This window comes from Cyclobacterium salsum (genome assembly GCF_010119245.1).
Taxonomy (GTDB): Bacteria; Bacteroidota; Bacteroidia; order Cytophagales; family Cyclobacteriaceae; genus Cyclobacterium; species Cyclobacterium salsum.
Map to the genome: position 1 here is coordinate 229,635 of NZ_WNKG01000005.1, position 15,071 is coordinate 244,705.

Genomic DNA, 15,071 nt, shown 5'->3' on the forward strand with positions numbered 1-15,071 from the left:
ATAAGTTCCGGTTAGCATTTATCTCGATTTATGTTATAAACTGAAAACGAAAAGGGAAATTAAGAATTAATTTTTAAAGCTTTTTCCAAAATTTGCTTTTGTTCTTCCAGATGGACCTTATGATAGCCGGTTGCAGGCGAAGCGCTTGGCTTTCGGGCTATGACATCCATGTTGAGGTCTTTAAATAAATTCCTGACAATAAAGGCCCAGTAGCCCATGTTTTCCGGCTCCTCCTGAACCCAAATGGTTTCGGTTTTCTTCCCGTATTTATGAATGGCATCCAATAACTGGTTTTTAGGAAGGGGGTGGATTTGCTCCAGGCGAATGATAGCCACATCTTCTACCTTTTCCTTTTCCCTCATCTCAATCAGGTCGTAATAGATCTTTCCCGAACAAAGGACGATGCGTTTTACTTTTTTTACATCCACCTGTTCGTCTACCAGGACTTCCCGAAATCCACCCTTGGTGAATTCTGCAATCGGCGACATAACTTTAGGGTGGCGAAGCAGGGATTTAGGGGACATAACGATGCAGGGCTTTCTGAAATTCCACGCAAGTTGTCGTCGCAATAAATGGAAGAAGTTGGAGGGTTCCGTGATATTGGCAACGATTACGTTGTACTCTGCTGCCAACTGAAGAAAACGTTCCGGTCGGGCATTGGAATGTTCCGGCCCTTGCCCTTCATACCCGTGAGGCAATAACATGACCAGTCCGTTCATTTTTTGCCACTTGGATTCACCTGAAGTGATGAATTGGTCAATCATGGTTTGGGCACCGTTGGCAAAGTCGCCAAACTGGGCCTCCCAGACCGTCAACGCGTTCGGGTTTGCCATGGCATACCCGTATTCAAAGCCCAAAACAGCGTATTCTGATAAAAGGGAATTGTAAATGTAAAATTTCCCTTTGCTTTCTTTAAGTTCTTTCAGGGAGTTATGCGGTTTGTTAGTATTGGCATCATGCACCACCGCATGCCGATGGGAAAAGGTGCCCCGTTGGCAATCCTGACCGGTAATTCGAACGGTTTTGCCGTCCAAAAGCAGGGATCCATAGGCTAGTAGCTCCGCCGCCGCCCAATTCAGGGTTTTGGTTTGGAAAAACATCTCCTTTCGTTGCTTGAGCTGGGCTTCAATCTGCTTGATGGGTTTAAAGCCTTTTGGCAGATAGGTAAGTGCTTCGGCGACCTTTTCTAAATCTTCCTGGGGAATGGCCGTTTCCGGGGATTTCTCAAAATCCTCCGGTTTGGCCCTGCGCAAAGCTTCCCAGGCTTTCTCGAAAGGAGAGGAGGTGTAAGGTAAGGGTTTTTCTTTTACCATATTCAGGCGATCCTGAAGTAGTTGACGAAACTCTTTGTCCATTTGCTTGGCCAGCTTCGCGTCTACCTGCCCCCGTTCCAATAAGGTTTTATTATAAATCTCTCTTGGGTTGGGGTGTTTGGAAATCAGATTGTATAATTCCGGCTGCGTAAATTTGGGTTCATCCGATTCGTTGTGACCGTGCCTTCGGTAGCAGACCATGTCTATAAAAATGTCCTGGTTGAATTTCTGGCGGAATTCGACGGCAAGTTTGGCAGCATAAACCACCGCTTCCGGATCATCTCCATTCACATGGATAACCGGGGCATCAATGATCTTGGCTACATCCGTACAATAGATGGAACTTCGTGCATCGTCAAAATCCGTCGTAAACCCTACCTGGTTATTGATAACGAAATGGATGGTACCCCCGGTGTAGTAGCCTTTTAGATTCGCCATTTGGGTAACTTCATATACGATTCCTTGTCCGGCTACGGCGGAATCGCCATGTATCAGGATCGGAATCATTTTGTCTTCGTCACCCTGGTAATGATCGTCTATCTTAGCACGTACAAAGCCTTCTACCACCGGGTTGACCGCTTCCAGGTGGGAAGGGTTTGGCGCCAGTTTCAGGATCATCAGCTTTTCGTTTTTGGCAGGTACCTCCGAAGAAAATCCCATATGGTACTTCACATCTCCATCCCCCATGGTCAGGTCCGGTTTTGCCGTTCCCTCAAATTCAGAGAAGATTTGCTCATAGGTTTTTCCCATGATGTTTGCCAGGACATTCAGACGACCCCGGTGGGCCATTCCGATCATCACTTCATCCACTCCCAGATCAGCCGCTTTATTGATAAGAGCATCTAAAAAAGGGATAGTGCTCTCTCCACCTTCCAATGAAAATCGCTTTTGCCCCAAATACTTGGTATGGAGAAAATTTTCAAAGACAACGGCCTCGTTCAGCTTGGATAAAATTCTTTTTTTATCTTCCAGCGGAGGATTGAATTCCAGGGCTTCCTTTTCTACCTTGATCCGAAACCAATCGAGCATTTCGGGATCGCGTATGTAGAGGTATTCAAAACCCATGGATCCTTCATAGATGATTTTCAGAGACTCAATGATTTTGGATAACTTCGCATCACCTATACCGATCTCGTTTCCAGCCTGGAATACCGTGTCCAGATCATTTTTATCTAACCCAAAGTCATCCAGATCCAAAAGAGCCTTCCGGTCTCTCCTTTCCCTTACCGGATTGGTTTTAGAGCGCAAATGTGCCCGGGAGCGGTAGGCATGAATCAGCGCTCTGACTTTTATTTCCTTTGGCAATCGCTCCATGTCCATGATGGTGCCTTTTGTAGCCAGGTTGCCATTGACGGCAGGACTGCTCCCCGCTTCGGCACCTCCATTTTCATCTTCCCCGTATTTGTTTATTGCAAATTCAAACCCATCGAAGAATGCCTTCCAACTGCTATCAATGGATTCTGGGTCTGTTCGGTAATCCTCATACAGCTCGTCGATATAGGCTACATGGGCATTGGAGATATAAGAATATTTATCCATAGTTTGATATGTTCAGAGATCAAAATTAAGTCATTATGTTATTTAATAAAAACCGCATATGCGGTTATACAAATATTACTGATAATCAGCATTTCCGTTTTTTGACATCCATATAATAGTTTGTATTTGTAAATACGGTAGTATATCCTTTTTTTCTTATGCCTTTCGTAAAAGTTGATTCTGAATTCCTTGATATCAGGACTTGGATTGGGTCAAAAAAAGATGAGATTTTGATAAATGGGCTGATTTCCGAGCAATAAACCGGAAGGGGATCGAGGGTTGGAGCATGTTTACCTGGCATCCTTACCCGAAATAGGTAAAATCCAAAGGGTTTTGATATTCAAACTGAAAACCGGTTTGCTGCCATTTTTCACTGGATATTTCTTTCCATTTTTGTGTAGGAGGACTTTCATAACTGGCAGGAGGTGGAAAACCAAGTTCAGCTGCATTTTTTTCGAAAAGGACTTTTTTAGCGGGGTGTTCGGGACTCACAATGTTAAATGTTTCGTTCCAAAGGTGTTGATCGATTAGCCAATAAATGGCCTGGACTGCATCTTTCCGGTGAATGTAATTGACCGGAGGATGTCCGGGAACATTTTCTTTTCCGGAAAAATACCTTCCTGGAACACGGTCATCCCCCAATAGTCCTCCAAACCGAAGAACCGATAGGTCATAGGTTTTTTCTTCCCACAAAAGCCGTTCTGAATGCCATAAAGCCGGATTCCCGGTAGTTTCACCCGTGAGTTCATCGGTTTCTCGGGCGATTTGATTCTGGCTGGGGTAAACGGAAGTAGCACTCACATAGACCACCTTTCCAATGCCAAGTTCCCTGATTACTTGCCTAAGGTACTTGATCTGCTGGGGGTGAAAATCATCTGACTTGGTGCGGCGGGATGGTGGGATATTGATAAATAAAAGATCGGTCTCAAAAAGTTGCGAGGGGAAAGTACTGGCAAGGCCGGGACTGAGCAGCAGTTGATCCGCCTGAATTCCCTGCCGAATCAGTTGCGCTTTTTTTTCCTGGCTGCGGGTACTGCCTTTTACTGAAAACCCCTTCTGTTGAAGAAATTCGGCCAGCGGAAGGCCCAGCCAGCCTAATCCAATTATACTTATAGTCATTATTTTTAGTTTTCGAAAAAAACGATTTCTATCCGAAATTGGAAAGGGTGAGTTGGCCTGATTTGAAAAGCCGGTCAAATCACCTTCAATGAGTGATTACTCAGTCCGCTCGGGATCGCGGAAAAGGCTGCTTATTTAATGCTTTTTAGGAGCGGTACCAAATACATAATCCCAAAGCGGGGTACTCACTCCAAATGCTACATCCGGGTCTTTGTAATGGTGAATCGAATGATTGACCCATAAAATCTTGAGGAAATTTTTTGGTGGTTGGTACGCATGAACGGTGTAATGAACCCCGAGGTACAGGGCATAGCCCATTAGGAATCCGGGGAGAAAATAGAAGACCATATCTCCCATGATAAACTCAAAAAGGAAATAGAGTATTACCGTATAAAGCCCCGATATAACCGGAGGCATGGCTAGGCGGTCTTTGTCTTTGGGGTAATCGTGGTGCACTCCGTGGACGGAATATTGTAATTTATCCTTCCAGCGGGTATCTGGAACCATATGGTAAAGGTACCGGTGCAACAGGTATTCCACGAACGTAAAAAACAAAAAACCACTCAATAGCAGCCCGGCTCCTTTCCAGAAGGAAATACTGGCTGTAAAAATTCCAAAATATAACGAAAAAAGGCCTACACCTAGAAAAATGGCGATAGGTATGCTGATATGGGTTCTGCTTAGTTTTTCCAATGCGGGATTGGTAAACATTTTGGCGGAACCGCTATTATCTGGCCGGTCCAATCTTCCAATTTTTTTCATTCTTTATATAACTTTTGGTCAATGTGCGTTCTTTTACTACCTAATGTAGGCATTAAAACCATCATTTGGTATTATTTGTCAATTTAACGTATTGAGGGCCGTAGCTGGTTTCAAAATTAGCAAAAAACATACCTGAATTTACTCATTGATTTTCGGCGAGCAGGGTATTCTCGATGGTCTTCGCATAAAAGGCCTCGTATAAGGGTAAAACTGCCGTCACATCAAATTTCTTTGCTCTGGCAAGGGCATTTTTTTTAAAAACGGGCAGGTTCTTTTCATCCAGAATAATTAGTGCCTTTTCAGTCATCCCTTCGATATCTCCCACTTCGCATAAAAATCCCGTTTCGGCGTTGATGTTCAATTCGGGTATTCCGCCTACGTTACTAGTCAATAAGGGGACTTCACAGGCCATGGCTTCCAAGGCGGCCAATCCGAAACTTTCTTTTTCGGAAGGCATGATAAATAGATCCGCTACGGACAGCACTTCCTCTACCGCCTCCAGTTTGCCTAGAAACCGGATGTCCTCGCAGGTCCCCAGTTGTCGGCAAAGCCTCTCCATTTTATCCCTTTCCGGACCGTCTCCTACCAATAATAGTTTACAAGGGATGACTTTTCGAACTTCAAAAAAAACCCGAATCACATCATCCACCCGCTTTACCTTGCGGAAATTGGACGTATGAACCATGAGTTTTTCATCATTTGGGCATATGGCGCGCTTAAAATGTTCTTTCTTTTGTTTTTTGAAGCGATTTAGATCGATGAAGTTAGGGATAACCTCTATGTGGTTATCCACGTCGAAGTGCAATAAGGTGTCCTTTTTTAGGTCTTCCGAAACGGCCGTTACCCCATCCGATTCATTGATGCTAAAGGTAACGACAGGCTCATAGCTGGGATCTTTTCCCACCAGGGTAATGTCTGTGCCGTGTAGCGTGGTAACTACCGGAATGATGATTCCCTGCCGTTTTAATATCTGTTTGGCCATATAGGCCGCTGATGCATGAGGAATGGCGTAATGGACGTGAAGCAAGTCCAATTGCTCGTATTTAACCACGTTTACCATTTTGCTGGCCAGGGCCAGTTCGTATGGGGCGTGTTCAAAAAGCGGATAACTCTTAATATCCACCTCGTGGTAAAAGAGATTTTCGCTGAAAAAATCAAGTCTGGTGGGTTGGCTGTAGGTGATAAAATGAATCTGGTGACCCTTAGCGGCTAGCGCTTTGCCTAACTCAGTTGCGACTACTCCGCTTCCACCGAAGGTGGGGTAACAGACGATCCCGATTTTCATCCTAAAAGATTTTTGTGAAGGCTATTTTATCCAAGTTCAACACCATACCTATATTGTTTTGTTCATTTTCCCGCCAAAAGGAACTCACTTTTTATGGATTTATAGATAATGTCCTGAATGTCTGAACGAATGTTTTCGCGTAGTAGTCGATTATTCCCCGCATCAGGGTGTACCCGGTTGGATAAAAAAACATAAATCAACTGATTTTCCGGATCGGCCCAGGCGGCCGTACCGGTAAAACCCGTATGGCCAAAGGTGCTCAAGGAAGCCAGGTTACCCGTGGGGCCTTTGTCTTTTTCCGGGTCCGGTTTGTCCCAACCCAATGCACGCCGGCTGCGGAACGATTGCTTACTGGTGAATTTTTCTATCGTTTCGGAATTGAGCAGTTCTACCGGACCATATTTTCCGTCCTGAAGCATCATTTGCATTATTTTGGCCAGATCATTTGCGGTGCCAAAGAGTCCCGCATGACCGGCCACTCCGCCATACAATGCGGCTCCCGGATCATGTACGTATCCCTGTACCAGGGTTTTTCTGAAGATGCGATCGTCTTCGGTAGGAGCGATTTCCTTTGGTTTGTATTTCTGTAAGGGTAAATACCCAAAGCGGTACATGCCCAACGGATGGTAAAAATGTTGTTCCAAAAACTCATTCATGGGTTGGTTTACCCGTGTCTCGATCAAGCGGTGCAGCAGGTACATTCCCACGTCTGAATACCGATAACTGTATTTTCCATTCCGGGGACGGACATACCGGAGGTTTGAGGCAAGCGTCCATTTCCATACACTGTCCGGAAGGGAATGGTGGGCAAAAACGCCCTTGGCTACAGGAATAGTATACGGGGATTTAAGTTCCCTGCTGTAGTATTCTTCCTTCCATTCGGTTCCTTCCAGGGTGTTGGTGAAATGGGGGATGTAGGGGACCAATCCGGCTTCATGGGTTAAAATATCCCGGATGCGTAGCGGTGCTTTATTGGTTCCCTCAAGCTCCGGTAAATACGTTTGCAAAGGCTCGTCCAACGAAATAAATCCTCGGTTTTCCAAAAACATAATGGCCTGTGTGGTAGCCAACACCTTGGTAAGGGAAGCCAGGTCGTACATGGTTTTGTCGGTGACAGGTACGTTTTTTTCGTAATCCAGGTGCCCATAGAATTTTTCAAAGACCACCGCACCATTTTTAGCGACCAGTACGGTGCCGCCCGGGGTGGCTTTCGATGAAATGGCCTTTTCCATCAGATCGTCAATTTTCATCAAAACCCGACTGTCCATCTGTTGGGCTTCCGGGGTGCTGTATGCCAGCCGGTCCAGATGTGGCGTAGCGATGCCATGCCCCTGACTCCAGGTTTGGGAGAGACTAATGGGGAGTTTTCCGGTTCCTGGCCTTCCGCCAAAAATCACCTGAGGCGCCAGGCTCTCTGTGAAATCGTTCTCCTCGTAGGCTAAAATGAGATTATCCTGTCCCTCGAAATTTTCAGCCGCATAGGCATTGCCGAAAACCACTGTAATGACTTTATGGTCGTTCTGTAAGCGGTTAATGAACTCAATTTCCTCGGTATTTAGTCCAAAATTCCGCCGCGGATTATTGCTCATGCCCATCACCCCGACCACGATGGTGCCAAAACCCTTCAGGTTGCGCTCCATGGCAGCGTAATTGTCTCGATTACTGTTTGGTCGCAAAGTGAAATGGGTAAATTCAGTATATTTGTCCAGGTAGTTTTTGAAGGTTTCCCCCTTGCTGCCCAATGTAAGGGAGGCCATATTTTCCATATCCAGGTGCCGTACAGGGATAGCTTGCTCCTGGTTGTTGACTACCGTAATGGAAGCAGCATAGAGCTGTTCTATCAGTGCCTGCGTACCAAAATTACTGATTCTCTCTACCAGTTTTTGGGTGGATACTTCTTGTTTTTGGTGCAATCCGGCCCAGTATTTTGCATGGAGTATTTTGCGTATACGGAAATCTATTTCCTCTTGGGTGATTATACCGGATTCCACGGCATCCAGGATTAGGGCTTTGGACTTGGGCACATCTTCTGCATAAAGCAGGATATCATTTCCAGCCAGCAGGGCCATTAAGTCTACCTGCCCTGGCTTGTATAGATTGCTAACCCCTTTCATATTCAGGGCATCAGTGAAAATCAGTCCCTGAAACCCCATTTCCTCCTTAAGTAAGCCAGTGACCACCTTTGGTGAAAGCGTGGTAGGAAGGTCCGCCTCACTTCCCAGGCTGGGGATATGCAGATGAGCCACCATAATGCTCATTAGTCCCTCATCGATTAGTTCCCGATAGGGATATAAATCAATATCCATAATCCGTTCCTTGCTGTTGTAAATTACAGGAGTGGTATAGTGAGAGTCTGCATTTGTGTCCCCATGTCCTGGAAAATGTTTCGCATTGGCCATTACGCCATTATCTTGCATCCCTTTCATATACGCCAGGGATTTTCTACTGACCAGGTTTTTTTGTTCTCCAAACGACCGGTAACCAATAACCGGGTTCTCCGGATTCGAGTTGACATCCACTACCGGGGCAAAATTAATATGCATGCCCATTTCCTTAAACTGCCTTGCTATTTCCTTGCCCATTTGGTAGACCAGCCCATCATCGGTGGCTGCACCCAGGGTCATTTGTTTGGGAAATTGCAATACGCTGTCCAGACGCATCCCCATACCCCATTCCGCATCCATGGCAATAAAAAGGGGGGTTTTAGCTAGTTGCTGATAATGATTGGTCAGATGCGCCTGCCTGACAGGGCCTCCCTGGAAGAATATCAAGCCGCCCAAATTCTCCTCGCGAATCAGGTGTGAAATTTCTTCTTGATGTGCGGATCCTTTATTCGAGTAAGCCGCCACCATAAACAGTTGCCCCAGGCGTTCTTCAAAACTCAGGGAATTAAAAATACTATCAACCCAATGCTGCTGTTTCGGGCTGTTTTCCCCGGGGAAAGGATCGGAAGCTGCCTGCAACCCGGTACCCGTAAAGTAAGCTAGCAACAAAAGGAAACAAAAAGGCAATGCATAAACTTTTTGACACATGGGGGTGTTAAAATTTTATCGATTATAATAATAAGAATAACTTTGCATTCAATAGGCTAAAGAGTTAACCAAAACTACATAAATTCCGATCAGCTACCTACTTAAAAGTGATGAGCAGAATTTATTTTATTCAAAAAACAATAGTTAAGTAAGTTCGGTTTCAGCCACTTTTGGTTTGACCTACTTGAGAAGAGGAAAAGCCGATGAAATTCATCTTAGCCGATCCCGGGCATTCAATCAATAGAACAATGAAATTTCCATCTATATTCCGGACCAACCAACCCAGAAGATTTCAAATAAATCCCAGGCATTACGATCCTGTAAGAGAAGAGATTGATCAGCGAACGCAAAATATCAAAAGGGAGTTGGAAGCCAGAGGGGTTCTTGAATCCGAAGAGAAATTAAAGGCAGATAGTAGCTATTCTCATGGATCCAGTATCAGGGGCGCATTCACCAGTGGGAGCCCAATCAAAAAGCAGCCATCGTCGGTGATGCAGAGTGCCGGTATGATGCGCACGATTATTTTTGTGCTGCTGGTCGGTAGCTTTGTGGGATACCTGTACTTGGGTCCTGATTTTTTCTATTACATGTTATACCTGGGAGTCTCAGTGGCCTTACTCATTGGTTTGTTCAAATTAAAACCCAAAAAAAATAAATGAATGACCTGATTCAGCTGTTGCCCGATGCAATTGCCAACCAAATTGCTGCAGGAGAGGTGGTGCAACGACCGGCTTCAGCATTGAAAGAATTGTTGGAAAATGCCATTGATGCAAAGGCAAAGAACATTTCCGTGGTGGTCAAAGATGGAGGCAAATCACTGATTCAAGTGGTCGATGACGGTATGGGGATGTCTATCACCGATGCGCGCATGTGTTTTGAAAGGCATGCCACTTCAAAAATCCGGAAATCAGATGATCTGTTTGCCATCCGGACCCATGGGTTCAGGGGAGAGGCCATGGCATCTATCGCTGCGGTGGCACAAGTAGAGATGAAGACCAAACGGGCAGAGGATGAATTGGGAACCTGCATCGTCATTGAAGGATCAATGGTGAAAAAGCAAGAGCCGGTCGTGTTTCGGGACGGTTCTTCCATTTCCGTCAAGAATTTGTTTTTTAATGTACCCGCCAGAAGAAATTTTTTAAAATCTCATGCAGTTGAAACCCGGCATTTAGTGGAGGAGTTTCAGCGCGTAGCACTGGCTTATCCGGAGGTAGCCTTTTCATTCTTTCAAAATGACCTGGAACTCTTTAACCTAAGCGAAGGAAAGCTCAGCAAGCGAATTCTAGGGGTTTTTGGAAAGCAATACCGGAATCAACTCATCGCCTGCCAGGAAGAATCACCTCATATTTCTATCAAAGGGTATATAGGGAAACCGGAACAGGCCAAAAAGACCCGGGGAGAACAGTACTTTTTTGTCAACAATCGCTTTATAAAAAGCACCTACCTGGCCCATGCGGTGCAGAACGCATTTGAGGCCCTGATCAGCTCCGACCAACACCCGTTTTACGTGTTGTTTCTGACAATAGATCCCAAGCACATTGACATTAACGTTCATCCGACGAAGACAGAAATCAAGTTTGACGATGAAAGGACCATTTACGGAGTGGTCCGATCTGCAGTCAAGCAAGCCCTGGGAGCACACCATGTAGTTCCCATGATCGATTTTAGCATGGATGTGAATTTAGCCAACAACTGGAGTACTGATGGCGCAAAGCGGCAGGAAATAGGAGCCGAAAACGATTACCGAACTTACCGAGGCCCTGCCCTGGAAAATAAAAGTACCAAAGGTTGGGAGCAGCTATTTCGGCAGAATCCGGAAGACCGGGCCCTCCAATTTGACCCGGATCGAAGCGATCCCGAAGAGGGGCAATTGGTGACCTTTTCCAGTAAAGCCAATGAAAAGGAGGATTCCCAATCTGCCTCCCCGGAGGTATCTATGGGATCCGGGAAGACCTTTCAGGTAGAACAAGCGTACATTATAGCGCAGACTTCCTCCGGATTACTTATCTTTGACCAGCAGGCAGCTCATCAGCGCATCTTGTACGAGCGCTATTTCCGGCAGTTGGAACAGGCCGGTGGAGCTTCTCAGCAATGTCTTTTCCCACAAACCATTACCTTGAGTCCAGCGGACTTTGCGCTGGTGATGGATTTAAATGAGGAGCTGAATGATTTAGGGTTTCAGTTGACGGTTTTTGGGCAGCACTCGCTATTGATCAACGGGGTTCCGGCGGACATTTCGATATCCAGTGAAAAAGTGCTGTTTGAAGAATTGCTGGAGCAATTCAAACATTTTAAAAATGAACTTTCCCTCGGCAGAAAGGAAAATCTGGCAAGATCCTTGGCCAAGAAAACGGCTATTAAAAGGGGGGATAGGTTAAAAACCCAGGAAATGGAAAATCTGGCCGGACAACTGTTTGCCTGCCAAAATCCAAATTACAGTCCGGAGGGCATTAAGACCTTTGTTAAATTAGATGTAAACAAAATAGAGCAATTTTTCTATTGATTAAGTAAAACGGAATCCTATGTTCAGATCCCTTACCCCCATTGTGAAAAATTTACTGTTAATCACGGTGGGGATGCATGTAATTGCTTCCTTTTTTATTCCTCAGTTAAAAAACCTTTTTGCGCTCTATTATGTGGAAAGTAGGTTTTTTATGCCTTTTCAGTTTGTGACCTACATGTTTATGCATGCCGACTTCTGGCACCTGCTTGGCAACATGTTTGGTCTCTTTATTTTTGGCCCGCTGCTGGAGCAGTTTCTGGGGCCGAAAAAGATACTCATCCTTTGGATGGTGTGTGGCATTGGTTCCGGAGTATTGTATTCCGGATACAATGCGTATAAAATGGGAAACCTGAACGACCGGATAGAAGCCTTTACCAACGATCCGGATCCGGAAACATTCAATCGCTTTGTTTCAGATAACCGGCATCTGTTCAATCCGGCCATTTATGACTTTATTGACAAATATAGCCGAGATCCGGAAAGTACCGAACTGGTTTCCGCGGCCAAGCGAACCATGCTGGATATACGGGACAGGCAGGTGAATATTCCCATGGTGGGAGCATCGGGAGCCTTGTTCGGAATTCTTATTGCCTTTGGCATGCTTTTTCCCAATACCCAGCTGTTCTTGCTGTTCCCGCCCATGCCCGTCAAAGCAAAATACCTTGTTTTGTTCTATGGACTATACACGGTTTATAATATATTTGTATCGAATCCGATGGATAACGTGGCGCATTTTGCGCACCTATCGGGCTTGGTCATCGGTGCGGTATTGGTCACCTATTGGAAGAAGGACAGGAGAAATTTCTATTAATACATCATGTACGGAGGATTCTGGTATCATATAAGGCATGCCTTTGACCATAAAGATAATGGTCTGTATAAAATCATAGCCATAAATTTGCTCGCATTTCTGGTCTTGATGGTCATGAGGGTATTTCTTACCATCGGAGGGGCTGAGGATCTGTACCGTTCGATTGTTTCTTACTTCATGATGCCAGCTTCCTTACCCAGGCTGCTGACCCAACCCTGGACCTTGCTCAGCTATATGTTTTTGCATGAGGGTTTCTTCCATATCATTTTTAACCTGCTCTTTCTATACTGGTTTGGATTGCTGGTTCAGGAGTACCTGGGGAATCGAAAATTGGTCAATCTTTATATACTCGGCGGTATCGCAGGGGGGCTGTTGTACGTAGTACTCTACAATATTGCCCCGTATTTTAGTGACAAGGTCGACGGTTCGCTGATGCTGGGTGCCAGTGCAGGAGTGTATGCCATCGTCGTAGCTGCTGCCACGCTAAGGCCCGACACCCAGTTCCACCTCATCCTGATTGGACCGGTAAAAATTAAATACATCGCGATTTTCTATGTGTTAATAGCTTTTGCTAATTCTGCAGGCTCAAATGCAGGTGGCGAACTGGCCCATTTGGGTGGCGCAGCACTGGGTTACTTCTATATTTTACAACTCCAGAAAGGGATCGATTTGGGAAAGCCTGTTCAAAGCGTAGGGTTGTTCTTTGAAAACCTCTTTTCCCAGAAATCAAAGGTAAAAGTAACCTACCGAAGGGGGCCGGAATCCGCCAAAAATAAAAGTAGTAGCAGCTCCACCGTTTCAAATACAGGAGGAGGGAAAAGTACACAGGAAGAAATCGATCGTATCCTGGATAAAATAGCGGAAAAGGGATACGATAACCTAAGTAAAGAGGAAAAACGTAAGTTATTTGATTTTAGCAATAAGGACGTATAAGTCCTGCTACCGATCGTAGCCTAAGATTTTTTTGTATAGTTCTAATCCACTGTCTGTCAGAAAGGGCAAGACCATGGAAAAGACCAGCTTGCTGTAATATTGGTAGTGGAAGGTTTCCTGACCAAAAATTATTTGATTATGGCTGGGCCAATAATCGGAAAGCATGGTCATTTGATTGGCCAGGTTTTCATAACTTCCGGTAAAATTTTCTTTTTTAAAAATATGCTCTTCCTTCAATTTTTGAAAGAGTTGGATCAGTTGCGCTTTTCGGAGTGAAATCAACTCAAAATAACGGTCTTTTACCCTTTCATGCCGTTGGATGATGCTTCCCAGGTCTGCAAATAAAAAATGGTATTTCACCTGTATGCGGTAAGAGCTGATAATGCTGGAATATAAAATTTCAAGGGAAGGGCTAGAAAGGTCAATTTCAGCCGATGCCGCATCCGATTCGTTACACAAACGATAAAAAATGCGTACGATCAAATCATCAAAGTCCCGTATGTCTCGGTAGAAATCTGAGGGCCTGACCTGGAGACTTTCCAAAATCCGGTCTATATCCGTGTCATGGTATCCACGGTCATTTAATACGAGGAGGGATTTCTCTATAATGGTTTGAAGAGTCATTTCTGTACTTTAATACGTATTTCAAAGTTAAAAAAAAGGAATTCATATTCACAACATCTGCCAGAAAAGTAAGTAGCTAATTACCAATCTATTTTGTTGGCCAATTGCCCGCAGGCCGCATCAATATCTTGTCCCCGGGATTTTCGTACCTTGGCCACGATCCCGGAATCTTCCAGAATCCGCAGGTAAAGAGAAACTTTTTCCGGAGATGCTTGCCGATATTCCCCTTCGTCGATCGGATTGTATTGAATGATATTCACTTTTGAGGGGATGTGCTTGCAAAATTTGGCGAGCGCCCGGGCATGCCGTTCGTCATCATTGATGCCGTCCCAAATGACGTATTCATACGTAACCTTTCGTTTGGTGATGGAATACCAGTATTTCAATGCGTCTGCTAGCTCTTCTACGGTATTGGTCTGGTTGATAGGCATCAGCCGGGTTCGGGTTTCATTAATAGCCGAGTGCAGGGAAAGGGCCAGATTAAACCGAACACCGTCGTCGGCTAGTTTTCGGATCATTTTCGCAATCCCCACCGTAGACAAGGTAATGCGCCTTGGCGAAATCCCCAAGCCTGTAGGCGAACAGACTCGCTCGATTGCTGCCAGTACATTCTGGTAGTTGAGCAAGGGCTCTCCCATCCCCATAAAGACAATATTGGTCAAAGGACGGTCAAAATAGAGACGCGCTTCTTCCTGGATGGCGACGACCTGATCGTAAATCTCATCCGGGTTCAGGTTACGCATTCGTTTTAGCCTGGCGGTCGCACAAAAATTGCAATCCAGGCTGCATCCAACCTGCGAGGATACACAGGCAGTGATTCTTTTTGAGGTTGGTATCAGGACCGATTCCACGATTTGATCATCAAATAATTTGACAGCGTTCTTGATCGTCCCGTCATCGCTCCGTTGAAATTGGTCTACTAGGATGTGGTTGATGTCAAAGTTTTCTTTTAAATGCTCTCTGGTGGCCTTTGATAAGTTAGTCATGTCATCAAAGTTTTTGAGAGATTTGCTCCATAACCATTCGTAGACCTGCCTGGCCCGGAACCGTTTTTCTCCCACCGACTCAAAATACTGCTCTAACTCCTGAAGACTTAACTTACGAATATCTTGTTTGTTGACTTGTTGCATGGTTTCTTTTCTTTCAGGAC

The 15,071-nt window shown here is 45.1% G+C and carries 11 protein-coding genes; 4 read left to right on the top strand and 7 right to left on the bottom strand.

Translation table 11 applies throughout. The features are described 5' to 3' along the window. Nucleotides 1-59: 59 nt before the first annotated feature. The 5 genes from GJS45_RS10185 to GJS45_RS10205 form a co-directional block, all read right to left on the bottom strand. Nucleotides 60-2,852, bottom strand: coding sequence for a 2-oxoglutarate dehydrogenase E1 component (locus GJS45_RS10185; RefSeq protein WP_162341563.1), 2,793 nt, complete (start codon nucleotides 2,850-2,852; stop codon nucleotides 60-62). A gap of 303 nt (nucleotides 2,853-3,155) precedes the next feature. Continuing rightward, a complete protein-coding gene (locus GJS45_RS10190; protein WP_162341565.1) occupies nucleotides 3,156-3,971 on the bottom strand; it encodes an NAD(P)-binding domain-containing protein in 816 nt (271 codons plus the stop codon). A gap of 135 nt (nucleotides 3,972-4,106) precedes the next feature. Beyond that, nucleotides 4,107-4,733 (bottom strand): sterol desaturase family protein, encoded by a 627-nt coding sequence (locus tag GJS45_RS10195; protein ID WP_162341567.1) that lies wholly within the window; start codon nucleotides 4,731-4,733, stop codon nucleotides 4,107-4,109. Nucleotides 4,734-4,875: 142 nt separating this feature from the next. Beyond that, entirely contained in the window at nucleotides 4,876-6,018 is a 1,143-nt protein-coding gene (bshA, locus tag GJS45_RS10200; protein WP_162341569.1) for an N-acetyl-alpha-D-glucosaminyl L-malate synthase BshA, read from the bottom strand. Nucleotides 6,019-6,080: 62 nt separating this feature from the next. Then, nucleotides 6,081-9,050, bottom strand: a complete 2,970-nt coding sequence (locus GJS45_RS10205) for a glycoside hydrolase family 3 N-terminal domain-containing protein (RefSeq protein ID WP_162341571.1) — start codon at nucleotides 9,048-9,050, stop codon at nucleotides 6,081-6,083. 248 nt (nucleotides 9,051-9,298) lie between these two features. On the opposite strand from GJS45_RS10205, the gene GJS45_RS10210 reads away from it, so the two are divergent. Genes GJS45_RS10210 through GJS45_RS10225 form a run of 4 tightly spaced genes read left to right on the top strand, consistent with a single transcriptional unit; the run spans nucleotide 9,299 to nucleotide 13,297 of the window. Beyond that, nucleotides 9,299-9,709 (top strand): hypothetical protein, encoded by a 411-nt coding sequence (locus tag GJS45_RS10210; RefSeq protein ID WP_162341573.1) that lies wholly within the window; start codon nucleotides 9,299-9,301, stop codon nucleotides 9,707-9,709. Continuing rightward, nucleotides 9,706-11,553, top strand: coding sequence for a DNA mismatch repair endonuclease MutL (mutL, locus tag GJS45_RS10215; protein ID WP_162341575.1), 1,848 nt, complete (start codon nucleotides 9,706-9,708; stop codon nucleotides 11,551-11,553). Before GJS45_RS10210 ends, mutL begins: the two co-directional genes overlap by 4 nt. A gap of 19 nt (nucleotides 11,554-11,572) precedes the next feature. Then, nucleotides 11,573-12,364 carry a rhomboid family intramembrane serine protease gene (locus tag GJS45_RS10220; protein ID WP_162341577.1) on the top strand — a complete coding sequence of 264 codons (792 nt, stop codon included), beginning with the start codon at nucleotides 11,573-11,575 and terminating at the stop codon, nucleotides 12,362-12,364. Nucleotides 12,365-12,370: 6 nt separating this feature from the next. Continuing rightward, nucleotides 12,371-13,297 (top strand): rhomboid family protein, encoded by a 927-nt coding sequence (locus tag GJS45_RS10225; protein WP_162341579.1) that lies wholly within the window; start codon nucleotides 12,371-12,373, stop codon nucleotides 13,295-13,297. A gap of 6 nt (nucleotides 13,298-13,303) precedes the next feature. Here the strand turns inward: GJS45_RS10225 and GJS45_RS10230 are convergent, their stop codons facing one another. Both GJS45_RS10230 and rlmN read right to left on the bottom strand, forming a co-directional pair. Then, on the bottom strand, nucleotides 13,304-13,921 hold the full coding sequence (locus tag GJS45_RS10230) for a TetR/AcrR family transcriptional regulator (protein ID WP_162341581.1): 618 nt from the start codon (nucleotides 13,919-13,921) through the stop codon (nucleotides 13,304-13,306). 80 nt (nucleotides 13,922-14,001) lie between these two features. Continuing rightward, nucleotides 14,002-15,051 (bottom strand): 23S rRNA (adenine(2503)-C(2))-methyltransferase RlmN, encoded by a 1,050-nt coding sequence (gene rlmN / locus GJS45_RS10235; protein ID WP_162341940.1) that lies wholly within the window; start codon nucleotides 15,049-15,051, stop codon nucleotides 14,002-14,004. Nucleotides 15,052-15,071 lie beyond the last annotated feature (20 nt).

Excerpts from the sequence above, each read along its gene's own strand:
- GJS45_RS10185 (WP_162341563.1), bottom strand. The coding sequence starts at position 2,852 with ATGGATAAATATTCTTATATCTCCAATGCCCATGTAGCCTATATCGAC.
- GJS45_RS10190 (WP_162341565.1), bottom strand. The coding sequence starts at position 3,971 with ATGACTATAAGTATAATTGGATTAGGCTGGCTGGGCCTTCCGCTGGCC.
- GJS45_RS10195 (WP_162341567.1), bottom strand. The coding sequence starts at position 4,733 with ATGAAAAAAATTGGAAGATTGGACCGGCCAGATAATAGCGGTTCCGCC.
- bshA (WP_162341569.1), bottom strand. The coding sequence starts at position 6,018 with ATGAAAATCGGGATCGTCTGTTACCCCACCTTCGGTGGAAGCGGAGTA.
- GJS45_RS10205 (WP_162341571.1), bottom strand. The coding sequence starts at position 9,050 with ATGTGTCAAAAAGTTTATGCATTGCCTTTTTGTTTCCTTTTGTTGCTA.
- GJS45_RS10210 (WP_162341573.1), top strand. The coding sequence starts at position 9,299 with ATGAAATTTCCATCTATATTCCGGACCAACCAACCCAGAAGATTTCAA.
- mutL (WP_162341575.1), top strand. The coding sequence starts at position 9,706 with ATGAATGACCTGATTCAGCTGTTGCCCGATGCAATTGCCAACCAAATT.
- GJS45_RS10220 (WP_162341577.1), top strand. The coding sequence starts at position 11,573 with ATGTTCAGATCCCTTACCCCCATTGTGAAAAATTTACTGTTAATCACG.
- GJS45_RS10225 (WP_162341579.1), top strand. The coding sequence starts at position 12,371 with ATGTACGGAGGATTCTGGTATCATATAAGGCATGCCTTTGACCATAAA.
- GJS45_RS10230 (WP_162341581.1), bottom strand. The coding sequence starts at position 13,921 with ATGACTCTTCAAACCATTATAGAGAAATCCCTCCTCGTATTAAATGAC.
- rlmN (WP_162341940.1), bottom strand. The coding sequence starts at position 15,051 with ATGCAACAAGTCAACAAACAAGATATTCGTAAGTTAAGTCTTCAGGAG.